The sequence below is a fragment of the Streptomyces sp. NPDC001781 genome (genome assembly GCF_053596035.1).
The window spans coordinates 37298-61044 of record NZ_JBSFFI010000028.1 but is presented as its reverse complement, the minus strand read 5'-3'; the positions used below and the strand labels follow the sequence as shown (position 1 = coordinate 61044).

Below are 23747 nucleotides of genomic sequence, written 5' to 3'. Positions count from 1 at the left end.
CGTGAGCGAAGCACTCGTCGCCGTCGAGGCCGCCGGAGCGGACGTCACCGCCCCGGCGGCCTCGGGGGCCCGTCAGTTCTGGCGGCGGCTGCGCGCGCAGCGGGCCGCCCTGGTCGCCGCGGCCGTCGTCGCGCTCCTCGTCCTGGTGGCGCTCGCCGCGCCGCTCCTCACCGCAGTCGAGGGCCAGGACCCCACCACGTACCACCCCGGCCTGGTCGACTCCGCGCGCGGTGGCGTGCCCATCGGGCCGCTCGGCGGGATCAGTGCCGAGCACTGGCTGGGCGTCGAACCGCAGACCGGCCGCGACCTGTTCGCCCGGCTGGTGGAGGGCGCCCGCGTCTCGCTGGGCGTCGCCCTCGCGGCCACCCTCATCCAGGTGCTCATCGGCGTCAGTGCCGGCGTGGCCGCCGCCATGGGCAGCCGCTGGCTGGACCAGGTCCTCAGCCGGATCACCGACATCATCGTGGCGCTGCCGCTCATGATCATGGCCCTGGCGCTGCTGGCCATCGTGCCCGCGAGCTTCCCCCGCCCGGTGCTGGTCGCTCTCGTCATCGGGCTGATCGCCTGGGGCAACGTCGCCAAGATCGTGCGCGCCCAGACCCTCACCCTCAAGGGCCTCGACCACGTGGCCGCCGCCCGGCTCAGCGGATGGGGCGCCGTGCGCGTGGCCCGCCGCGAGCTGCTGCCCGGCCTCGCCGCGCCCGTCATCACCTACGCCGCGCTGCTGGTGCCCACCAACATCTCCGCCGAGGCCGCGCTGTCCTTCCTCGGCGTCGGGGTGAAGCCGCCGACGCCCTCCTGGGGACAGATGATCACCGCCGCCGACGTCTGGTACCAGGCCGCACCGCAGTACCTGCTGTTCCCGGCCGGCGCCCTGTTCACCACCGTGCTCGCCCTCACCGTCCTCGGCGACGGCGTGCGCACCGCACTCGACCCCCGCGCCGCCTCCCGGCTGCGCGTCGGCACCGGCCGCGCCCGGAAGGAGGACGCCGCGTGAACGGCTTCGGCGGATTCCTGCTGCGCCGGGCGGCGGGCACGCTCGTCACCCTGCTCGCCGTCTCGGTCCTCGTCTACGTGGTCTTCTACGCCACCCCCGGCGACGTCGCCCAGATCACCTGCGGCCCGCGCTGCTCCCCCGCGCAGGTGCACCAGGTCGCGGCCCAGCTCCGGCTCGACGACCCGCTCTACCTGCGCTACCTCCACTTCCTCCAGGGGCTGTTCGCCGGCCAGGACTACTCCACCGGCACCTCGGTCGAGCACTGCGCGGCGCCCTGCCTCGGGCTCTCCTACCAGAGCGACCAGCAGGTGCTCACGCTGCTGCTGGCCAAGCTGCCGGTCAGCCTCTCGCTGGTGGCCGGCGCGATGGTGCTCTGGCTGGTCATCGGCGTCGGCACCGGCGTCCTCTCCGCCTGGCGCCGCGGCCGGCTCTCCGAGCGGGTGCTCACCGTGCTGACCCTGGCCGGCTGGGCCACCCCCGTGTTCGTGCTCGGTCTGGTGCTGATGATCGTGGTCTGCGGCGAACTCCAGCTGCTGCCCTTCCCGCAGTACGTGCGCTTCGGCGACGACCCCGAGCAGTGGGCGTGGAACCTGCTGCTGCCGTGGCTGTCGCTGGCCCTGATCGAGGCTGCCGCGTTCGCCCGGCTCACCCGCTCGGCCATGCTGGAGACCCTCGCCGAGGACCACATCCGCACCTTCCGCGCCTACGGCGTCGGCGAGCGGGCCATCGTGGGACGGCACGCCCTGCGCGGCGCGCTCGCCCCCGTGATCGCCCTCAACGCCAACAACGTCGGCTCCGCCATCGGCGGCGCGGTCCTCACCGAGACCCTGTTCGGGCTGCCCGGCATCGGCCAGGAGCTGGTGCACGCGGTCAAGGTCGTCGACCTGCCCGTGGTCGTCGGCATGGTCCTGGTCGTCGCCTTCTTCGTCGTCATCTCCAACGCCGTCGCGGACGTCCTGTACGCGCTGGCCGACCGCCGGGTGGTCCTCGCATGAGCCTGGTCGAAGTCACCGATCTCACCGTCGAGTTCGGCGCCCTGCGCGCCGTGGACGGACTCTCCTTCACGCTGGAGGAGGGGGCCGCGCTGGCCCTGGTGGGCGAGTCCGGTTCCGGCAAGTCCACCGTCGCCGGCGCCCTGCTGGGACTGCACCGGGACACCGGAGCCCGGGTCGGCGGCTCGGTCCTGGTGGCCGGCACCGACGTGGCCGCCGCCTCCGACGCCGAGCTGCGGAGGCTGCGCGGCGCCAAGGCCGCCATGGTGTTCCAGGACCCGCTGTCCTCGCTCGACCCGCACTACGCGGTGGGCGACCAGATCGCCGAGGTGTACCGCGTCCACACCCGCGGCACCCGGCGGGCCGCACGTGCGCGCGCCGTCGAGGTACTGGACCGGGTCGGCATCCCGGACGCCGCCCGGCGCGCCCGGTCCCGGCCGCACGAGTTCAGCGGGGGCATGCGCCAACGCGCGCTGATCGCCATGGCGTTGGCGTGCGAACCCGAGCTGCTCATCGCGGACGAGCCGACCACCGCGCTCGACGTCACCGTGCAGGCCCAGATCCTCGACCTGCTGCACACCCTGCGCCAGGAGAACGGGCTCGGCCTGCTGCTCGTCACCCATGACGTGGGCGTCGCCGCCGAGAGCGCCGACGACGTGCTCGTGATGCGGCACGGCCGCGCGGTCGAACACGGTCCGCTGCGCCAGGTACTGGCCGCTCCCGCGCGGCCGTACACCCGTGAACTCCTCGCCGCGGTGCCGCGCGTGGACGCGCCCCGTACCGCGCCCGCCGCCGAGGCTGGGGAGACCGTGCTCGAAGCGGCCGGGCTGCGGAAGGAGTTCGGGCGCGGGCGCGGGGCGTTCACCGCCGTGGACGACGTCTCGCTGACCCTGCGCCGGGGCGAGACCCTGGGGATCGTGGGGGAGAGCGGCAGCGGCAAGACCACCCTGGGCCGCATGCTGGTCGGGCTGCTGGAGCCGACGGCGGGCGTCATCCGGTACGACGGACGCGTCCACCGCGGCGTCGACCCGGCCGTGCAGATGGTCTTCCAGGACCCGGCGTCCTCCCTCAACCCCCGCCGAACGGTGGGCGATTCGATCGCCGACCCGCTGCGCGCGAAGCGGATGGGCGTCTCCTCGCCCGAGCGAGGCCGGGAGTGGCGGAGGGACGACGGGGCCGTCCGCGAGCGGGTGGCCGGACTGCTGGAGCGGGTCGGTCTCGAAGCGGCCCACCACGACCGCTACCCGCACGAGTTCAGCGGAGGGCAGCGCCAGCGCATCGGCATCGCGCGGGCCCTCGCCGCCGACCCGCGTGTCATCGTCTGCGACGAACCGGTGTCCGCGCTCGACGTCACCACCCAGGCCCAAGTGGTCGCTCTGCTGGACGAGTTGCGCCGGGAGCTCGGGCTTGCGCTCGTCTTCATCGCGCACGACCTCGCCGTCGTCCGCCAGGTCAGCGACCGGGTCGCCGTCATGCGCCGCGGGCAGATCGTCGAGACGGGGCCGGCCGACGAGGTGTACGAGAGTCCGCGCGACCCCTACACCCGCCAACTCCTCGCCGCCGTACCGGCGCTGGACCCGGAGGTCGCCGCGCGGCGCCGGGCGGCTCGGAGGGAGCCCGCTCCGGCGTGACGTCTCGCGTGCGGAACGTCACCGCGCGATCTCCTAGTGCTGTGACCGGAAAGGTTTGCCGGAAAGCTCGCGGCGTCCGGTGCGGTGCATCGCAAGGCGGAGCACCGCCCGCGTACTGGATGTACTCGGGCGATGCGACAACGCGGCGAGGTGCCGTGCCGGACGCCGCGAGCCGGTGAACCCTTCCGGTCACAGCACTAGCGTGTCGGAACGCGTCTCGCCGGCGAAAGTTACGGCCGTTCACCCCTTTTGGTGGTGCGGCGGACAACCGTCCGTCGCGCCACCGCCCTCTCCGCGTACGTTCGTCCCGCTGCGAGCCGCCGGGACGACGGCGGCTCCCACACACGGGAGATCGGGGGTGCACGCGTGCGCATCGGACTGCTTACCGAGGGTGGCTATCCGTATGCCGGCGGTGACACCGGGCTCTGGTGCGACCGGCTCGTGCGCGGGCTCGGGCAGCACGAGTTCGACGTCTACACGCTCAAGAGCGGCCGGCGGCATGAGGACGACGGCTGGGTGCCGATCCCGCCGCAGGTCAGACGGGTGCGCACTGTCCGGCCGTGGACGGCCGGGGACGAGGGCTCCGCGCTGGGCCGCCGCGCGCGCAGGCGGTTCGCCGAGTACTACGGCGAGCTGCTCGGCGCGGTCCACGCCCCGCGGGAGGACTCCGCCGCCGACGTGGCGGACCGTTTCGGCAACGCGCTGTACAGCCTCGCCGAACTCGCCCGCGACACCGGCTCCCTGACCGGAGCCCTCCGCTCCGATCACGCCGTGACCGCCCTGGAACGCGCCTGCCGCGCCCCCGGCGCGCCGCGCGCGGCGCACGAGGCGCGCGTCCCCGACCTGCTGGCCGTCACCGACCACATCGCCCGCGCCCTGCGCCCCCTCTCCCTCGACTGGTACGGCGAGGACGCCCTCGCCGCCGTCGACCTCTGCCACGCCACCTCCGGCGGTTCCGCCGCCCTGCCCGGCCTGCTCGCCCGGCACTTCTCCGGCGTGCCCCTGCTGGTCACCGAGTACGGCGTCCAGCTCCGCGCGCACTACCTCGCCCTCGGTCCGGACAGCGCCGCCCCCGCCGTCCGCGCGCTGCTCGGCGCCTTCCACCGGCGGCTCGCCGCCGAGGTCTACCGGCGCGCCGAGATCCTCACCCCCGGCAGCGGCCACGCCCGCCGCTGGCAGGAGCGGTGCGGCGCCGACCGGGCCCGCATCCGCACCGTCCATCCGGGCATGGACGCCGACCGGTTCGCCGAGGTCGGCGAGGCGCCCGACCGCGCCGACGCGGACACGCTGGTGTGGGTCGGCCGGATCGAGCCCGGCCGGGACCTGGTCTCGCTGCTGCACGCCTTCGCCGAGGTCCGCAAGGAGGAGTCGCACGCGCGGCTGCGCATCGTGGGGGTGCCCGTGGGGGCCGAGGGGCAGGCGTACCTCGCCCAGTGCCGGGCGCTGGCCGCCCAGCTCTTCCCGGACGAGGCGGAGGGGCTGCACGCGGTGGGGGACAACCCCGTGTCGTTCACCGAGGTGGGGGCGCCCGAGGCGCCGACGCTGCCCGACGCCTACGCCGCCGGGGCCGTGGTCGTGCTGTCCAGTGTGGTCGAGGGGTTCCCGGTCAGCCTGGCCGAGGCGATGTTCTGCGGCCGGGCCACGGTGTCCACGGACGTGGGCGCGGTGGTGGAGGTCATCGGGGGCACCGGGCTCGTCGTACCGCCGCGCAACCCGCGGGCGCTCGCCGAGGCGTGCGTGGCGCTGCTGCGCGACCCCGAGCGCCGGGCGCGGCTGGGGGCGGCGGCGCGGGCGCGGGCGCTGGAGCTGTTCGGCGTCGACCAGAACATCGCGGCATTTCACGGCATTTACCTGGAGATCATGTCGCACTGCCCGGTGCGCCGGGTCGCCGTGGACGAGGCGGGGGAGCCGCTGCCGTTCGCCGTCCCCGCCGAGGCCCACGTGCCCGGCCGCTGGACCCTTCCCACCCTGCTGCGCGCCTCACCGGAGCCGGTCCGCGTCGGGGCGGAGGGGGCGCGATGAGGGACGTGAACAGAACGGCCGCGGGTGCGGTCGCCTCCGAGGCCGCCCCGCGCAGGGGGACCGTCGACCCCGTGAAGGCCCTGCTGCACCAGCACCGGGAGCTGTGCGAGCGGGCCGTGGACCCGCTGGAGATCGCGGCGGGGCTGGAGTCGCACGGCTTCACCGACCGCTCCGCCGCCCGCTACCGGCACCGGGACGTGTTCTCCCTCGCCGAGGAGCTGTACGCGCGCGTCCCCCGCGCCGCCGACCCGTCGCCCGAGCCCGTCCCCGGCCCCGCCCCGCGCATCCGCGCCGGCTGGGTGCTGCTCACCCTGCTGCCCGGCGCGGTCGCCTCCGGCGCCGTCGTGGGGCTGCGGCTCGGCCACGGCACCGCCCGTCCCCTGGTCGCTCTCGGCGGACTCCTCGCGGTGGCTCTCGCCGTACGCGCCGCCCTCGGCCGGGGCCCCCTCGCGGCCCGCCCCGGCGCTGCCCCCAGGCACTCCGCCCCCGTGTGGACCGTCTGCCTGCTCGGGTACGGGCTCCTCGGCGACGGCCTGCTGGACGCCGTGATGAGCGGCGGCCCCGACGCGCTGCCCACCGGCGCCCCGGACGGACCCTGGCCCGCCGCCACCGCGCCCGCACTGGCCCTCGCGCTGGCCTGCGCACCCGCGGCCTGGTGCGCCCACCTGCTCGACCTCGGCGCCCGCCGACGGCTCGCGGGCAGCCGGGGCCTGGAGGACTTCACCTCCGGCGCACGCCCCCTGCTGCTCGGCGTCCTCGCGCTGTACCTGGCCGCCCTGGCCGGCCTGCTCGCCCTGACCGGCGCCGTACTGCACGAGGACCCTGCCTGTCCGCAGGGCCTCACCCTGGGTGCCCTGCTCTTCCTCGCCCGCCTCCTCACCGTCCACCGGCACCGGCACGCGCCGGCCGTGATCCTGGGCGCGGCGGCCGCCGCCGAGGTGGCGGCGCCGGCGCTGGTGCTGAGCGGACGGCTCCCCGGCTGCGGGTTCCTCGCCTTACCGGTGACGACCCTGGCGGACTCCCTGGGGCCGGCCGCCGTCCCGACCCTGAGCTGCGGCTGCGCGGCCCTGGTCCTCCTGGTCCACGCCCTGCGCACCCTCACCCGCGCCTCGGCCCACGCGCCCGCGGGGGGCCCGGAGTGAGGCACGCGGATGCCGGGCGGTCACGGGACGAGGGCGGCGGCCGGGCACCCGGCCGCCGGCGGACGTTCCCGCCCGGGCCGGCCCAGGCCTCCGCGGCCACGCATCCGGGCCCGTCGCCCGCCCCCGCGGCCCGGCCGAGGGCGCCCGGGAACCCGCGTCCGGTACCCCGAGCCGGCCCCCGGCTCTCCCACGACCGTCGGCGCCCCACCGCCCCCACGTCCGCTACCCCCTTCATCCCTGAGAAGGAGAACACCAGATGACCACCTCCCGACACGGAGTCACCGCAGTGGCCGGGTCCGTGGGAGCAGCCGCGGCGCGCACCTCGGGGGCCGCCCTATGAGGGTCCTGCTGATCGGAGCCAACGGGTACATCGGCCGCTTCGTCGCCGACCGCCTCCTCGCCGACCCCGCCGTGCAGCTCACCGCGCTGGGCCGGGGCGACGACGCGGACGTCCGCTTCGACCTCGCCACCGGCAGTCCCGGCGCGCTCACGCGGTTCCTGGACGCCGTGCACCCGGGCGTCGTCGTCAACTGTGCGGGCGCCACCCGGGGCGGCGCCCGCGACCTCACCCGGCACAACACCGTCGCCGTGGCCACCGTCTGCGAGGCGCTGCGCCGCAGCGGCTGCGGGGCCCGGCTGGTGCAGATCGGCTGCGGCTCCGAGTACGGGCCGAGCCAGCCCGGCTCCTCCACCGCCGAGGACGCCGTGCCCCGGCCGGGCGGCCCCTACGGGGTCAGCAAGCTCGCGGCGACCGAACTGGTCCTCGGCTCCGGGCTGGACGCCGTGGTGCTGCGGGTCTTCTCACCGGCCGGACCCGGCACCCCGGCAGGGTCACCCCTGGGGCGGCTCGCGGAGGCCATGCGCCGGGCCATGCAGGCGGGCGACGGCGAACTCAAGCTCGCCGGGCTCGGCGTCCAGCGCGACTTCGTCGACGTGCGCGATGTCGCCCGCGCCGTGCACGCCGCCTCGCTGTCCGCCGCGCAGGGCGTGATCAACATCGGATCCGGCCGGGCCGTACGCCTGCGCGACGCGGCCACGGTCCTCGCGCGGGTCGCCGGGTACGGCGGGGCGCTCAACGAACTCGACGCGCCGCCCGGCCCGTTGCGCGGGCAGATCGGGCATCCGCGCGGTGATCTGGACCACGCGGTGCCGGTCGCGTACCCCTACCCGGACGGCTGCGGGAGCTGGCAGCAGGCGGATGTCCGCACCGCCCGCGACCGGCTCGGCTGGCGGCCCCGGATCAACCTGGAGGAGTCCCTGGCGGACATCTGGATGGAGGCGGCATGCCGTATCTGACCGGTGCGACCGCCGTCACCGGCGTCCGCACCGCGATCGGCGTCCCCGACTACGCGCACCCCCTGACCGCGCCCGCCCAGTGGGCCGAACTGACGCGCCCGGGGACGCCGCTGGACTGGGTGGTGCTCAATGTCGCCGCCGGACCCGGCACCCGCCCCGATCCGCACTGCCTGGCGGCGGCGGCCCGGCTGCGGGGTGGCGGGGTCCGCGTGCTGGGCCATCTGGACCTCGCGCACGGCATGCGCCCCTTCGCCGACCTGGTCACCGACGCGCACCGCCACCTCGACTGGTACCGCGTCGACGGCTTCCTGCTGGAACGCTGTCCCGCTGACCGGAGAAACCTGACCGACGTCCGCCGGGTGATCACCACGCTGCGCGCACTCGCCGGGGACACCCACATCGTGCTCGGCCACGGGGAGCACCCCTGTCCGGGTTACGCCGAGAACGCCGAGCAGTTGGTGACCTTCCGGGGCTCCTGGGCCGACTACCGCTGGTCGCAGGTGGCCGAGTGGACCGCCGACCACCCGGAGAGCCGCTTCTGCCACTTCGTGCACGGGGTGCCGCGCGGCCACCTGGAGGAGGCGCTGCGCATCGCGCGCTGGCAGGGTGCCGGGACGGTCTACCTCACCGACCGCACGGATCACGGCGGCCGGGCCAACCCCTGGGAGACCATGCCCGGCCACTGGGACGAATTCGTCTCGCGGGTCGGGACGGGTGTCTCGGAATGAAGAAGGCCGTGGCAGTGTTACGGGAAGAACAACCCGTAGTGATCGACCGACCAACGGAGTCCCCGTGTCGCTGCCACCCCTGGTCGAGCCCGCTTCCGAGCTCACCGTAGACGAGGTCCGCCGGTACTCCCGCCACCTGATCATCCCGGATGTGGGGATGGAAGGGCAGAAGCGGCTGAAGAACGCCAAGGTGCTCTGTGTGGGCGCCGGCGGCCTGGGTTCGCCCGCGCTGATGTACCTCGCGGCGGCCGGTGTCGGCACGCTCGGCATCGTGGAGTTCGACGAGGTCGACGAGTCCAACCTCCAGCGGCAGATCATCCACAGCCAGGCGGACATCGGCCGCTCGAAGGCGGAGTCCGCGCGGGACACGGTCAAGGGCATCAACCCGTACGTGGACGTGGTCCTGCACGAGGAACGGCTCGAAGCCGAGAACGTGATGGAGATCTTCGGCCAGTACGACCTGATCGTCGACGGCACGGACAACTTCGCCACCCGGTACCTCGTCAACGACGCGTGCGTGCTGCTGAACAAGCCGTACGTGTGGGGCTCGATCTACCGCTTCGACGGCCAGGCGTCCGTCTTCTGGTCCGAGTACGGCCCCTGCTACCGCTGCCTCTACCCGGAGCCGCCGCCGCCCGGCATGGTGCCCTCCTGCGCCGAGGGCGGTGTGCTCGGCGTGCTGTGCGCGTCGATCGGCTCGATCCAGGTCAACGAGGCGATCAAGCTGCTCGCGGGCATCGGTGACCCGCTGGTCGGCCGCCTGATGATCTACGACGCCCTGGAGATGCAGTACCGCCAGGTCAAGGTCCGCAAGGACCCCGACTGCGCGGTGTGCGGCGAGAACCCCACGGTCACGGAGCTGATCGACTACGAGGCGTTCTGCGGCGTCGTCTCCGAGGAGGCCCAGGAGGCCGCGGCCGGCTCCACGATCACTCCCAAGCAGCTCAAGGAGTGGATCGACGACGGTGAGAACATCGAGATCATCGACGTCCGCGAGCCGAACGAGTACGAGATCGTCTCCATCCCCGGCGCCAAGCTGATCCCCAAGAACGACTTCCTCATGGGCACCGCCCTGGAGTCCCTCCCGCACGACAAGCGCATCGTCCTCCACTGCAAGACGGGCGTGCGCAGCGCGGAGGTCCTCGCGGTCCTGAAGTCCGCGGGCTTCGCGGACGCGGTCCACGTGGGCGGCGGCGTGATCGGCTGGGTCAACCAGATCGAGCCCGGCAAGCCGGTGTACTGAGCCCTTCCGGCATCCGAGGCCCATGGCCCCCGACTCACGCTCGGGGCCGTGGGCCTTCGCCGTCCCCACCCTGATCAGCGTCCCCGGCGGACGACGCGGAGGCGTATCCGGGGGCCCGGGGCGCTGACGCGGCCCGGCTGACGGGGACCGTGCCGGAGAGCCCTACCGAGCGCCCCCAGGGGCGCCGAACGTCAGGAGCACACCGCGCTAGGCTCGGGGGTCCTGCCCGTCAGCAGGTAGTCGTTGACCGCCTTCTGGACGCATCTGTTCTTGCTGTCGTACGCCCCGTGGCCCTGGCCCTTGTAGGTGAGTTCGACGGCGACGCCCTTGCCGAGCGCGTCGACCATGGCGTGGGCGCCCTCGTAGGGGGTCGCGGGGTCGCCGGTGTTGCCGACGACGAGGATGGGGGCGGAGCCGGGGGCGTGGACGTCGGGGTGGTCGGCGGCGCCGGGGACGGCCCAGTCGGTGCAGCCGGCCATGCCCCAGGCGAGGTAGTCGCCGAAGACGGGGGAGGCCCCGCGGAAGGCGGGGAGCTTGGACTGGATGTACGCCGGGGTGTACCGGGGCTTCTCGTCCGAGCAGTTGATGGCGATGTTGGCCGGGGTGATGTTGCTGTACTCCCCGTTCTCCGACCGTCCGTTCATCGAGTCGGAGAGCAGCATCAGCACCCTGCCGTCCCCCTCGTACGCCTGCTCCAGGCCCTCGGTGAGGTACTCCCAGAAGTCCTTGGAGTACAGCGACTGCGCGATGCCGCTGGTGGCGGCGGTCTGCGTCAACCGGCGTGGGGGGATACCGGGGATCGGCTTCCTCTCCAGGTCCTTCAGCAGCTTGGCGATACGTTCCTTCACGTCGTCCGCGGTGTCGCCGATCGGGCAGTCCTCGACCTTGGAGGTGCAGTCCCGTGCGAAGTTGTCCAGCGCGAGCTGGAATCCGCGCGCCTGGCTGAGCGCCCCCTGCTCGGGCGTCTGGGTGGGGTCCACCACCGCGTCGAACACGGCCCGTCCCACGTGCTTGGGGAACAAGTGCGCGTACACACCGCCGAGTTCGGTGCCGTACGAGATGCCGAAGTAGTGCAGCTTCGAGTCGCCCAGTACCTGCCGCATCAGATCCATGTCGCGGGCCGCGTCCGTGGTGCGCACATGCGGCAGGATCTTCTTGGAACGCCGCTCGCACGCGTTGTTGAACTTCTCGGTGCGGGCGATGAGTTGCTTCTGCTCCGCGGTGTTCGCGGGCGTCGCGTCCTGCTGGAAGAACGTGTCGAGCTGGGAGTCGCTCTCGCACAGCACCGGCGCGCTGCGCCCCACCCCGCGCGGGTCGAAACTGACCAGGTCGTACCGGGTGCGCAGGGCCGCGTAGTCCTCGCCGAACGCGGGCAGCGTGGTGACACCGCTGCCGCCGGGACCGCCGAAGTTGAACACCAGTGAGCCGATCCGGTCCTCCGCCGGGCCGTCCGTCCTGGCGCGGATCAGGGCGATGCCGATGGTGTCGCCCTTGGGCCTGCCCCAGTCCAGGGGGGCCAGCATGGTGGAGCACTGCCACTTCGCGCCGCCGGGCAGCGGCGACGGAGCCGGGCCGCCGCCCTCCGCCTCCGAGGGGGCCGGACATTCCTTCCACTGAAGCCTCTGCTTCGTCAGATCCCCGTGCCCGGACCCGCCGCAGCCGCACAGCAGGGCGGCCATCAGCACGGCACTGGTCGTCAGGGCGGCGGCGCGAAGCCGGGAAGGGTTCGGCATACAGCCATCCTCACGGCGCGCCCGCCACTCCGCGCGGGGCACGAGCCGTAAGGAGTACGGGGACGACAACCCCTACGGGATCCCGTAAGGGCGCACGGACCGGCCCCGTGCCCCTACAGGGCTCCCTTACGGGTCAAATGGTTGAACGCCAGCCATCCCGGCAGCACCGGCAGCCACAGCGTCAGCAGCCGGAACAGCAGTACCGCCGGAGCCGCCACCTCCTTGGGCAGCCCGACCGCGATCAGCCCCACGGTCAGCGTCGCCTCCACGGCCCCGACCCCGCCCGGCGTCGGCGCGGCGGAACCGAGCGCGTTGCCCGCGAGGAAGACCACCGCGACGCTGGCGATGCTGAGGTGCGTCGACTCGTCGCCGAACGCGCGGATCGAGGCGTCCAGGCACATCACGAAGCACCCGGTGAGCAGCAGCATGCCGCCGATGCCGGTGACCAGCTTCTGCGGCCGCTGCAGCACGTCCAGCATGCGCGGCACCACTCCGGCGAACAGCGAGCGCACACGCGTGACGACGAACTTCCGCAGCAGCGGCACCGACGTCACCACCAGCACCAGCACCGCGACCGTCAGCAGCCCCGCGATGACCGTCCGGGACGGCGACAGCGAGGGCGTCTTCTCGGTGCCGGTGAGATAGCCGAAGGAGAGCAGCATCAGGATGTGGCAGCCCAGTCCGAACAGCTGCGACGCGCCCACACTCGCCACCGCGAGCCCCGGCCGCACCCCCTGCCGCTGGAGGAACCGCGTGTTCAGTGCGACACCGCCGACCGCCGCCGGAGCGACGATCTTCACGAAGGAGCCGGCGACCTGCGCCGCCACCGTCCGCACGAACGGCACCCGCTCCGGCACGAACCCGAGCAGCGACATCGCGGCGGCCACGTAACTGAGCGCGGAGAACGCCACGGCGGCCGCCACCCAGCCCCACTGGGCCTGCGCGAACAGCTTGCCGAACTCGATGTGGGTGAGCTGGGTGAGCAGGAAGTACGCGCCGATCGCGCCCGCGATGAAGCTGATCAGCGTGCGCGGCCGGATGCGCTCCAGCCGGGCGGGCTCGACCGGGGCCTGCGGCCTGATCCGGAGCACCTGGTGCCGGATCTGGGTGAGCAGGTCCTCCTCGCGGGCCTCGTCGATCGCCTCGTCGATGGCCCGCTTCTCGGCCCGCTGCTCGGCGCGGACGGTCTTCTTGTCGGGCTTGCCCAAAGGCGCCGCGCCCTCCTCGGAGGCCGCCTCCAGCCGGGCCTGCTTGGCCAGCCGGGACGACTCCAGCACCGCCTCCCGCTCCCGCTGCGCGCGCTCCCGGCCCAGCCTGCGCAGGGTGGCGCGGGTGGAGCGGGTCAGCGCGATGGGCTGGAGCATCGGCAGGCAGTCGGCCACCGTGTCCGGACCGAGCACCGCCACCGCCGAGGCCACGGACCGCTCGGCGCCGACCCTGAGGCCGAGCGTGGTGAGCATCTGGGCCACGTCCATGCGCAGCAGCAGATCGCCCGCCGCGATCTCCCCGCCGCGCAGCTCGGCGAGGATCACGTTGCCGGAACGATCCACCAGAACGGCGTCGCCCGCGAGCCTGCGGTGCGCGATACGCCGGGACTGCAGCGCCCGCACCTGGTGCCAGACCTTGTGCAGCAGCTCGTCGGTGATCTCGTCGTCGGCGAGCGAGTCCAGCGTGCGGCCGCCGGTGTGCTCGTAGACGAGGATGACCGCGTCCGGACCCAGCTCGGAGGTGGCGATCAGCTTCGGTGCGCTGGCGCCGGCCGCGATGGCCGCGTAGGCGAGGAGTGCCTCCTGCTCCAGGGCCTGCCTGAGGGACTGCAGGCTGGAACGGGTGGCGAAGCCGCGCAGGGTCAGGTTGCGCCAGGCCCGGTAGAAGAAGCCCTGCGCCTGCTGCTCCCGGTCGACGACCGTCACGTCCAGCGGCGGGCCGTCCTCCAGGGTCACGAAGTAGCGCCGTCCCCGGTCGCCGTTCTCCGCCTCCGGACCCTCCTCGCGGACCGCGCTGACCGGGTGGAAGCCGACGTGGCGCAGGCCGGCCATCAGGGTGCGGCCGGTGGGACGGACGTTGGGCGAGCCCACCGCGTAGAGGGTGCCGTAGGCGACGGTCCAGCCGATGAGCACCGTCAGGATGATGGCGAACGGCGTGGTGTAGCCGGTGACCAGCATGGAGAACGCGTCGAGCAGCAGCACGATCCACAGCACCGCGCGCCAGCGGGGTCGGCGGGACATGCCGACGGCCGTCATGTAGGCGATGACGGGCGCGAGATAGCCGTGCACCGGGTCGGTCAGCGCGTGGATGTCGCCGGGCGCGGGCTGGGTCAGCGCCTCCTGGATGGAGCCGGGCGCCGCGCGGGCCACCCAGAGGTCCGTGGCGAGGGTGACGCCGTGCGCGAGGACGGCGGCGAGGACACCGTCCGCGATCCGCAGCCCGTCGCGTTTGATCAGCCGCTCGATGGCGAAGGCCACCGGGACCAGCAGGATGGCGATGCTGGACACCAGTCCCGCGATCTTGATCAGCAGGTCGGGTGCCTGGCCGGTGCCCTTGTTGATGTCCTGTTCGAGCCCCGAGGTGGTGCCGTGCGCGAAGGCGGCGACGGCGAGCAGCAGGGCGATCGCCAGCACGCCCACCAGGAGCCGCATGAGGTCGGAGGGGCGGTGCACGCGCGCGGGGAGCAGCGGTTCGTCGCCCTCGACCTCCTCCAGGACGTCGTCGGAGGGGCGCCTCGGGGCGTACGCCCGCGCGGGGACGCCGCCCTCACGCGCGCGTGCGTTCGCGTCCTCGAAGGGGCCGTCGCCCGCTTCGCGGGCGGCCTCGGGGCGCGCGGACGCGCCGGAGGTGCCCTCCGCGTCGTCGTGCACACCCTGCTGCTTCATGGTCTCTTCTTGGTCTCGTATCACCAGTCACCGCCCGCACGATGGTGGCACGACTGAGGGGCACGAGGGGGCATCAGGGTGCGGATGGGGTGCGAAAAGTGCGATCCGGCGGCCCGAGGACCGGTCCGGACGTCCCTGGTGGGCCTCGTCCCGTTGTCGTAGGCGTACGGCAGGATGGGGTGGATGAGCGAGCAGAGCCCTGCCGGGGAGGGGCGCCCGGACGAACTCCCGGAGTACGCCGAGCGCGTGCTGGAGGTGGCCGAGCGGATTCCGCCGGGCCGGGTGATGACCTACGGCGACGTCGCGGAGTGGCTGGAGGAGGGCGGGCCGCGCCAGGTGGGCCGGGTCATGGCGCTGTACGGGGGCGCGGTGCCGTGGTGGCGCGTGGTGCGGGCCGACGGGGCGCTGCTGCCCGGCCACGAGCTGCGCGCCCTCGACCGGTACCGGGCCGAGGGCACCCCGCTGAAGCAGGCCTCGCGCGGTGCCGAGGGGCATCTGCCGCGCCTCGACATGAGACGGGCCCGCTGGGACGGGGGCGACGCGCACCACAGCTGAGGACCTCCGGCAAGGGTCGCGGCTCACATCCGCTCGCACGGGGGACATCGGGCACGTCCGGCGACATGACGTACGTTCGTGGGGCGGGACGCCTCCGAGACACCACGCCTTCGTACGTCCCCGCGACCACCCCGCACCAGTATCAGGACCGGCGAACCACGTGAGCATCACCTCCTCCACGAGGCGCCTGCCGCACCCCCAGGGCCGGCAGGCGCCCCGTGGTGCCTACCGGCTGCTCCGCACCCCGCCCGTCCAGGCGCCGCCGCCCCGCCCGGACGCGGCCCAGCGCGCGGTGATCGAGCACGGGAGCGGCCCGCTGCTCGTCCTCGCGGGGCCCGGCACCGGCAAGACCACGACCCTGGTCGAGTCCGTCGCCGCACGCGTGGCGCGGGGCGACGACCCCGAACGCATCCTGGTGCTGACCTACAGCCGCAAGGCCGCCGTCGAGCTGCGCGACCGGATGGCCCGGCGCATGGGCGCCGCCCGCGCCCCCCGCGCCACCACCTTCCACTCCTACTGCTACGCCCTGGTCCGCGCCCACCAGGACGGCGACCGCTTCGCGGAGCCGCTGCGGCTGCTCTCCGGCCCAGAGCAGGACGTCACCGTGCGCGAGCTGCTCGCCGGGCAGCCCGAGCTGGAGCGGCTCGGACTCACGCACGTGCGCTGGCCCGACGACCTGCGCGCCTGCCTGACCACCCGCGGCTTCGCCGACGAGGTCCGCGCGGTCCTCGCGCGCAGCCGCGAGCTGGGGCTCGAGCCCGGAGCGCTGGACGCCTTCGCGCGCCGCATCGGGCGCCCCGACTGGCGCGCGGCCGCCGCCTTCCTCGCCGAGTACCTCGACGTGATCGACCTCCAGGGCGTCATCGACTACGCCGAACTCGTCCACCGCGCGGTGCTCCTCGCCCACCGCCCCGAGGTCGCCGAACACCTCGCCGCGTCCTACGACGCCGTCTACGTCGACGAGTACCAGGACACCGACCCCGCACAGGTACGGCTGCTGCACGCGCTGGCCGGGGGCGGGCGCACCCTCGTCGCGCTCGGCGACCCCGACCAGTCGATCTACACCTTCCGCGGCGCCGACGTGAACGGCATCCTCGACTTCCCGGCCGCCTTCCCGCGCGTCGACGGCCGCCCGGCGCCCGTCGAGGTGCTGCGCACCTCCCGCCGCTCCGGGGCCGGTCTGCTGGACGCGACCCGCCGGATCACCCAGCGCATGCCGCTGTCCCAGCTCCCCGCCGAGAAACTCCGCGTCCACCGCGGACCCACGGCGGTCCGCGAGGGCGGGCGCGTGGAGGTGTACACCTACCCGACCCCCGGCACCGAGCTGGACAACATCGCCGACATCGTCCGCCGCGCCCATCTGGAGGACGGCGTCCCGTGGAACGAGATGGCGATCCTCGTCCGCGCGGGCTCCCGCACCATCCCGACCCTCCGCCGCGCCCTCACGGCGGCGGGCGTCCCCCTGGACATCGACGGCGACGACCTGCCCCTGCGCCACGAACCGGCGGTCGCGCCCCTGCTGACGGCGCTGCGGACGGTCGCGGAGGCGGAGGCGGGGTCCGCCGGGGAAGCCGACGGGGCCGAGGCGGGGTCGGCGGGGGAAACCGAAGGGACCCAGGCCCCGAAGACCCCCTGGCCGGGCGCCGAGACCGCCATGACACTCCTCTCCTCGCCTCTCGGCGGCATGGACGCCGCCGACCTCCGCAGGCTCGGCCGGGCCCTGCGGGAGGAGGAGCGCGCCGCCGGTGAGGCCCTGCCCGCCCCCTCCGACGTGCTGCTCGCCCGGGCGCTGGCGGAGCCGGAGCGGCTCGTCGCGCACGACCCGGCCTACGCGCGCGGGGCGCAGCGGCTGGGCGCGCTGCTGCGCAAGGCACGCGCCTGCCTGGCCGAGGGCGGGACCGCCGAGGAGGCGCTGTGGGCGCTGTGGAACGGCACGCCCTGGCCCAGCAGGCTGGAGCGGGCCGCGCGGCGCGGGGGAGCGGCCGGCCGCAACGCCGACCGCGACCTGGACGCCGTCTGCGCCCTGTTCGCCACCGCCGCCCGCGCGGAGGAGCGCACGGGCGGACGCGGCGCACTGAACTTCCTGGAGGAGATCGCCGCCGAGGACATCGCCGCCGACACCCTGACCCGCCGCGCGGTACGCCCCGACGCCGTGCGCCTGATGACCGCGCACCGCGCCAAGGGGCTGGAGTGGCGGCTGGTCGTCGTCGCGGGCGTGCAGGAGGGGCTCTGGCCCGACCTGCGCCGCCGGGGCTCCCTGCTGGAGGCCGACCGGATCGGCCGGGACGGCCTGGCCGAGCCGCTGACCCCGGGCGCGCTGCTCGCGGAGGAGCGCCGGCTGTTCTACGTGGCCGCCACGCGCGCGCGGGACCGTCTCGTCGTCACCGCCGTGAAGGCACCGGCCGACGACGGCGACCAGCCGTCCCGCTTCCTGACCGAGCTGGGCGTCGAGCCCCGCGACGTCACCGGCCGCCCGCGCCGTCCGCTGGCGGTCGCCGCGCTCGTGGCCGAACTGCGCGCCACCACCGTCGATCCGGACGTCTCCGAGGGGCTGCGGGACGCGGCCGCGCGCCGGCTGGCCCGGCTCGCCGCGCTCGCGGACGAGGACGGCCGGCCGCTGGTGCCCGCCGCCCACCCGGACCGCTGGTGGGGGATGTACGAGCCGACCGCGAGCAAGGTGCCGCTGCGCGACCGGGACCAGCCCGTGGTGCTGTCCGGCAGCGCGCTGGACCAGCTCGCCAACACCTGCGCCCTCCAGTGGTTCCTGGGCCGCGAGGTGAAGGCCGACGCGCCCGCCACGGCCGCCCAGGGCTTCGGCAACGTCGTCCACGTCCTGGCCGACGAGGTCGCCTCCGGCCGTACCCCCGCCGACCTCGACGTCCTGATGGAACGCCTGGACTCGGTGTGGAACGCGCTCGCCTTCGACGCGCCCTGGAAGTCCGCCCAGGAGAAGGAGACCGCCCGCGCGGCGCTCGAACGCTTCCTGAACTGGCACGTCCTGGACCGCGCCACCCGCACCCCCGTCGCCAGCGAGCGGGACTTCGACGTGACCCTGGAGGCCGGCGAGTACCAGGTCCGCATCCGGGGCCAGATGGACCGCGTCGAGACGGACGGCGACGGCCGGGCCTATGTCGTGGACTTCAAGACCGGCAAGAACGCGCCCACCGCCGCCGAGGTCACCCGCCACCCCCAGCTCGCCGTCTACCAGCTCGCGGTGGCCGAGGGCGCGGTGGACGACGCCTTCGACGGCGAGCGCCCGCGGCCCGGCGGCGCGGAACTCGTCCAGCTCCGGCAGGGCGCGGCGAAGAAGGACGGCGGCGAGACGCTGCCCAAGGTGCAGTCCCAGGACCCGCTGGAGGGCGAATGGGTCGGGGACCTGCTGGCCACGGCGGCCGGAAAGGTGCTGGACGAACGGTTCACCCCGGCCACCGGCCAGCACTGCGCGCACTGCTCCTTCCGGGCCTCGTGCAGCGCCCGGCCCGAGGGACGGCACGTGGTGGAGTGACGTAGGGCACCACCGCACCTCGCCGACCTGCGGTTTCCACAGTGCGGGCGTCCGCTTGTCGGCGGGCGCCGCTAGCCTTCCCCGCATGCCCGCGCACCTCACCGACCCCGAGCAGCTCAAGGAGCTGCTGGGCATCCCGTTCACCCCGGAGCAGACGGCCTGCATCATCGCGCCGCCCGCCCCGCAGGTGATCGTGGCCGGAGCCGGTTCGGGCAAGACCACCGTGATGGCCGCGCGCGTGGTCTGGCTGGTCGGCACCGGCCAGGTCGCCCCCGAGCAGGTGCTCGGCCTGACCTTCACCAACAAGGCGGCCGGCGAACTCGCCGAACGCGTCCGCAAGGCGCTCGTCAGGGCCGGGATCACCGACCCGGACGCGAGTCACCCGGACGACCCGCCCGGCGAGCCCGTCATCTCGACGTACCACGCCTTCGCCGGGCGCCTGCTCGCCGACCACGGACTGCGTCTCGGCCTGGAGCCCGGTTCGCGGCTGCTCGCGGACGCCACCCGCTTCCAGCTCGCCGCCCGGGTGCTGCGCGAGGCGCCGGGACCCTATCCGGCGCTCACCCGCTCCTTCGCGGACCTCGTCACCGACCTGCTCGCGCTCGACTCCGAGCTGTCCGAGCACTTGGTCGACCCCGCGGACCTGCGCGCCTGGGACGCCGACCTGCTGACCACCCTGGACGGGGTCAGGCTGAGCAACGCCGACCTGCGCAAGGTTCCCGAGACGCTCGCCGCGCGCGCGGAGCTCGCCGGCCTCGTCCAGCGTTACCGGGCCGCCAAACGAGCCCGTGACCTGCTCGACTTCGGCGACCAGATCGCCCTGTCGGCCCGCCTCGCCCGGATCCCCGAGGTCGGCCGCCTGCTGCGCGGGGAGTTCCGGGTCGTCCTGCTGGACGAGTACCAGGACACCTCGGTCGCCCAGCGCGTCCTGCTCGCGGGCCTCTTCGGGCAGCGCACCGGCCACCCCGTCACCGCCGTGGGCGACCCCTGCCAGGCCATCTACGGCTGGCGCGGCGCGTCCGTCGCCAACCTGGACGACTTCCCCGAGCACTTCGCCCGCGCCGACGGCAGCCCCGCCGCCCGGCAGGCGCTCAGCGAGAACCGGCGCAGCGGCGGCCGCCTCCTCGACCTCGCCAACGGCCTCGCCGAGCCCCTGCGCGCCATGCACGCGGGCGTGGAGGCGCTCCGTCCCGCCCCCGGCGCCGAACGCGACGGCCTGGTCCGCTGCGCCCTGCTGCCCACACACGCAGAGGAGATCGACTGGCTGGCCGACTCCCTCGCCCACCTGGTGCGCACCGGCACCGCACCCGGCGAGATCGCCGTCCTGTGCCGCACCGCGACCGACTTCGCGGAGATCCAGGGCGCGCTGGTCGCCCGCGACGTGCCGGTGGAGGTCGTCGGGCTGTCCGGGCTGCTGCACCTGCCGGAGGTCGCGGACCTGGTCGCCATGTGCGAGGTGCTCCAGGATCCCGGCGCCAATGCCGCCCTGGTGCGGCTGCTCACCGGTCCGCGCTGGCGCATCGGCCCGCGCGACCTGGCCCTGCTCGGCCGCCGCGCCCGGCTGCTCGTCACCCACGCGCGCGCGGACGGCACCGACGATCCCGACCGCAGGCTCGCGGAGGCCGTCGAGGGCGTCGACCCCTCCGAGATCACCTCGCTCGCGGACGCCCTGGACACCTTCCTGGAGACCTCCTTCGGCACCGAGGGGTACGACGACGACCTGCCGTTCTCCACGGAGGCGCGCGTGCGCTTCGCCCGCCTCGCCGCCGAACTGCGCGACCTGCGCCGCAGCCTCTCCGACCCGCTGATGGACGTGCTGCACCGGGTGCTCGCCGTCACCGGCCTGGAGGTCGAGCTGTCGGCGTCCCCGCACGCGCTGGCCGCCCGCCGCCGCGAGACCCTGTCCAACTTCCTCGACGTGGCCGCCTCCTTCGCGGCCGGCGACGGCGAGGCCACCCTGCTCGCCTTCCTCGCCTTCCTGCGTACCGCCGCCCAGTACGAGAAGGGCCTCGACAACGCGCTGCCCGGCGGAGAGAACACCGTCAAGGTGCTCACCGCGCACAGGTCCAAGGGGCTGGAGTGGGACGTGGTCGCCGTCCCCGGCCTGGTCAAGGGCACCTTCCCCAGTGCCCAGGGGCGCGAGAAGTGGACCGCGCAGGCCAAGGTGCTCCCGCACGCCCTGCGCGGCGACACCGCCACCCTGCCCGACGTGGACTCCTGGGACGCCAAGGGCATCAAGGGCTTCCACGAGGCGATGAAGGAGCACCAGCTCACCGAGGAACTCCGCCTCGGGTACGTCACCTTCACCCGCCCCCGCTCGCTCCTGCTCGGCTCCGGGCACTGGTGGGGCCCCAGCCAGAAGAAGCCGCGCGGCCCCTCCGACTTCCTGACGGCCCTGCACGACCACTGCGCCGCCGGGTACGGCGAGACCGAGGTGTGGGCGCAGGCCCCCGGGGAGGACGACGAGAACCCCGCCCTGCGCGCCGCCGGCGCCGGCCGGGCATGGCCGCTGCCCCTGGACGCCACGGCCTTCGAACGCCGTCACCGGGCCGCCCGCGCGGTCCGCGCCCACCTCCGCACCCCGCCCGCCACCGTCCCGGTCCCGTACGACGACCCCGAGTGGCCCACCGCGCCACCGGAGGACGAGGAGCCCTACGACGCGTTCGGCGAGTCCGGCGAGCCCGGCGAGTGGGACTCCCCGAGCGCCGACCGCCCGGCCTCCCCCGTCCCGCACCAGGCGTCCGCCCCCGAGCTGCTCACCCCGGAGGAGGCCCGCGCGGTCGCCTCCTGGGACCGCGACCTCGACGCCCTCGCCGGGGAGCTGATGCGCGCCCGGCGCGGTGTCGTCGACGTACCGCTGCCCGCCGTACTCACCGCCACCCAGATGCTCCGCCTGGCCGAGGACCCCGACGGGCTCGCGCAGGAGCTCGCCCGCCCCATGCCGCGCCCCCCGCAGCCGGCCGCGCGCCGGGGCACCCGCTTCCATGCCTGGGTCGAGTCCCGCTACGAGGAGCTGATGCTGCCCCTGCTGGAACCGGACGACCTGCCCGGCACCGACGCCGAGATCGCCGACGAGGCCGACCTCGAAGCCCTCAAGGAAGCCTTCGAGCGCACCGAGTACGCCCGGCGCACGCCGTACCGCGTCGAGGTGCCCGTACAGATGACCCTCGCCGGCCGGGTGGTGCGCGGCCGGATCGACGCCGTCTACAAGGACGGCGAGGGCGCGGACGCCACGTACGAGATCCTCGACTGGAAGACCGGCCGCACGCGCGAGGCGGACCCGCTGCAGCTCGCCGTGTACCGGCTGGCCTGGGCGGAGCAGCAGGGCATCGAGCCCGAACGGGTCACGGCCGCGTTCCTGTACGTGCGCACCGGGGAGGTCGACCGTCCGGACCCGCTGCCCGGCCGGGAGGAGCTGGCGCGACTGCTCGAAGGGGATGGAACCGGGGCGAAGGGGCCGCCCGGGTGTGACGAACCGCCCGCCGAGGATGTCCGCGCGGGCCGATAGGCTCGTCAGCATGAGCCAGACCCCGGACAGCGCCGTCCACGCGTACATCGAACGGCACCGCGCCGCCTTCCTCGACGACCTCGCCGCGTGGCTGCGCATCCCGTCCGTGTCCGCCCAGCCGGAACACGCCCCCGATGTCCGCCGCAGCGCCGACTGGCTCGCCGCGAAACTGACCGGGACGGGCTTCCCGGTGGCCGAGGTCTGGCCCACCGCCGGCGCCCCGGCCGTCTACGCCGAATGGCCCTCGGACGACCCAGAGGCCCCCACCGTGCTGGTCTACGGCCACCACGACGTCCAGCCCGCCGCCCGCGAGGACGGCTGGGACACCGACCCCTTCGAGCCCGTCGTCCGCGGAAACCGGCTGCACGCGCGCGGTGCCGCCGACGACAAGGGCCAGGTGTTCTTCCACACACTCGGCGTCCGCGCCCACCTCGCCGCGACCGGCCGCTCCGCCCCGGCGGTCAACCTCAAGCTGCTGATCGAGGGCGAGGAGGAGTCCGGTTCCCCGAACTTCCGCGCCCTGGTGGAGGAGCACGCCGACCGGCTCGCCGCCGACGCGGTGATCGTCTCCGACACCGGCATGTGGTCCGAGGACACCCCGACGGTGTGCACGGGCATGCGGGGCCTCGCCGAGTGCGAGATCCGGCTGTACGGCCCCGACCAGGACATCCACTCCGGTTCCTTCGGCGGCGCCGTGCCCAACCCGGCCACCGCCGCCGCCCGCCTGGTCGCCGCCCTGCACGACGAACAGGGGCGCGTGGCCGTACCCGGCTTCTACGACGGCGTGGTCGAGCTGACCGCCCGCGAGCGGGAACTCCTCGCCGAGCTGCCCTTCGACGAGGCCGAGTGGCTGCGCACCGCGAAGTCGTACGCGGCCCACGGCGAGGCCGGATACAGCACCCTGGAGCGCGTCTGGGCCCGCCCCACCGCCGAGGTCAACGGCATCGGCGGCGGCTACCAGGGCGCCGGCAGCAAGACGATCATCCCTTCCTCGGCCGTGGTGAAGCTGTCCTTCCGGCTGGTCGCCGGGCAGGACCTCGGCGCCGTCGAGAAGGCCGTGCATGACTGGGCCGAACGGCAGGCGCCTCCCGGTATCCGGCTGGAGATCGAGTTCAGCCCCGGTACGCGCCCCTGCCTCACCCCGCTCGACCACCCCGCCCTCGAGTCGGTCGCCCGCGCGATGGGCCGCGCCTTCGGCAAGCCGGTGCGGTTCACCCGCGAGGGAGGCTCCGGCCCCGCCGCCGACCTCCAGGAGGTGCTCGGCGCCCCGGTCCTCTTCCTCGGCATCTCCGTACCCTCCGACGGCTGGCACGCGCCGAACGAGAAGATCGAGCTGGACCTGCTCTTCAAGGGCGTCGAGACCAGCGCCCACCTGTGGAGCGACCTCGCCGAGAACTGGCGCCCCGTCCGCCGCTGAACAGCCGCCGTTCGGGAACGGCACCGCGCCGGGCACACTTGAAGGACCGCCCGGCCCGGCCGCGGTGCCCAGACCCGTGTCCCGCCGAACCGCCCGTTTCATTGG

Annotated in this window: 14 protein-coding genes; 12 read left to right on the top strand and 2 right to left on the bottom strand. The window is 74.3% G+C overall.

What is annotated here, in order from left to right; all coding sequences use genetic code 11:
- The first annotated feature begins 1 nt into the window (after position 1).
- The 8 genes from ACWCV3_RS23265 to moeZ all read left to right on the top strand — a co-directional run bounded on the left by ACWCV3_RS23265 (position 2) and on the right by moeZ (position 10051).
- Entirely contained in the window at positions 2-997 is a 996-nt protein-coding gene (locus tag ACWCV3_RS23265; RefSeq protein ID WP_451227360.1) for an ABC transporter permease, read from the top strand.
- The gene (locus ACWCV3_RS23260; RefSeq protein WP_451227358.1) at positions 994-1992 is read left to right on the top strand and encodes an ABC transporter permease; all 999 of its coding nucleotides are present in this window, start codon (positions 994-996) and stop codon (positions 1990-1992) included. The genes ACWCV3_RS23265 and ACWCV3_RS23260 overlap by 4 nt, the downstream gene beginning before the upstream one ends.
- Entirely contained in the window at positions 1989-3620 is a 1632-nt protein-coding gene (locus ACWCV3_RS23255) for a dipeptide ABC transporter ATP-binding protein (protein ID WP_451227355.1), read from the top strand. The genes ACWCV3_RS23260 and ACWCV3_RS23255 overlap by 4 nt, the downstream gene beginning before the upstream one ends.
- A 366-nt stretch (positions 3621-3986) precedes the next feature.
- Positions 3987-5642 carry a DUF3492 domain-containing protein gene (locus ACWCV3_RS23250; RefSeq protein WP_451227352.1) on the top strand — a complete coding sequence of 552 codons (1656 nt, stop codon included), beginning with the start codon at positions 3987-3989 and terminating at the stop codon, positions 5640-5642.
- Positions 5639-6784, top strand: coding sequence for a hypothetical protein (locus ACWCV3_RS23245; RefSeq protein ID WP_451227349.1), 1146 nt, complete (start codon positions 5639-5641; stop codon positions 6782-6784). The genes ACWCV3_RS23250 and ACWCV3_RS23245 overlap by 4 nt, the downstream gene beginning before the upstream one ends.
- A gap of 336 nt (positions 6785-7120) precedes the next feature.
- Complete coding sequence (locus tag ACWCV3_RS23240) at positions 7121-8080, top strand: NAD-dependent epimerase/dehydratase family protein (RefSeq protein WP_030807303.1); 960 nt, start codon at positions 7121-7123, stop codon at positions 8078-8080.
- Positions 8068-8808, top strand: coding sequence for a spherulation-specific family 4 protein (locus tag ACWCV3_RS23235; RefSeq protein WP_451227346.1), 741 nt, complete (start codon positions 8068-8070; stop codon positions 8806-8808). Before ACWCV3_RS23240 ends, ACWCV3_RS23235 begins: the two co-directional genes overlap by 13 nt.
- Positions 8809-8872: 64 nt before the next feature.
- Positions 8873-10051: an adenylyltransferase/sulfurtransferase MoeZ gene (moeZ, locus tag ACWCV3_RS23230; RefSeq protein ID WP_451227343.1), complete on the top strand. Its 1179-nt coding sequence runs from the start codon at positions 8873-8875 to the stop codon at positions 10049-10051.
- 191 nt (positions 10052-10242) lie between these two features.
- On the opposite strand, the gene ACWCV3_RS23225 is transcribed toward moeZ, so the two are convergent.
- A complete protein-coding gene (locus ACWCV3_RS23225) occupies positions 10243-11784 on the bottom strand; it encodes an alpha/beta hydrolase (RefSeq protein WP_451227340.1) in 1542 nt (513 codons plus the stop codon).
- Positions 11785-11897: 113 nt separating this feature from the next.
- Complete coding sequence (locus ACWCV3_RS23220) at positions 11898-14657, bottom strand: lysylphosphatidylglycerol synthase domain-containing protein (protein WP_451227337.1); 2760 nt, start codon at positions 14655-14657, stop codon at positions 11898-11900.
- A 183-nt stretch (positions 14658-14840) separates the two neighbouring features.
- Here ACWCV3_RS23220 and ACWCV3_RS23215 point away from each other — a divergent pair, with 183 nt between their 5' ends.
- From ACWCV3_RS23215 to ACWCV3_RS23200, 4 genes are all read left to right on the top strand, one after another.
- A complete protein-coding gene (locus ACWCV3_RS23215; RefSeq protein WP_451227334.1) occupies positions 14841-15212 on the top strand; it encodes an MGMT family protein in 372 nt (123 codons plus the stop codon).
- A 160-nt stretch (positions 15213-15372) separates the two neighbouring features.
- Complete coding sequence (locus ACWCV3_RS23210; protein ID WP_451227331.1) at positions 15373-18717, top strand: ATP-dependent helicase; 3345 nt, start codon at positions 15373-15375, stop codon at positions 18715-18717.
- 85 nt (positions 18718-18802) lie between these two features.
- Entirely contained in the window at positions 18803-22225 is a 3423-nt protein-coding gene (locus tag ACWCV3_RS23205; RefSeq protein ID WP_451227328.1) for a UvrD-helicase domain-containing protein, read from the top strand.
- 10 nt (positions 22226-22235) lie between these two features.
- A complete protein-coding gene (locus tag ACWCV3_RS23200) occupies positions 22236-23642 on the top strand; it encodes a dipeptidase (protein ID WP_451227325.1) in 1407 nt (468 codons plus the stop codon).
- Positions 23643-23747 lie beyond the last annotated feature (105 nt).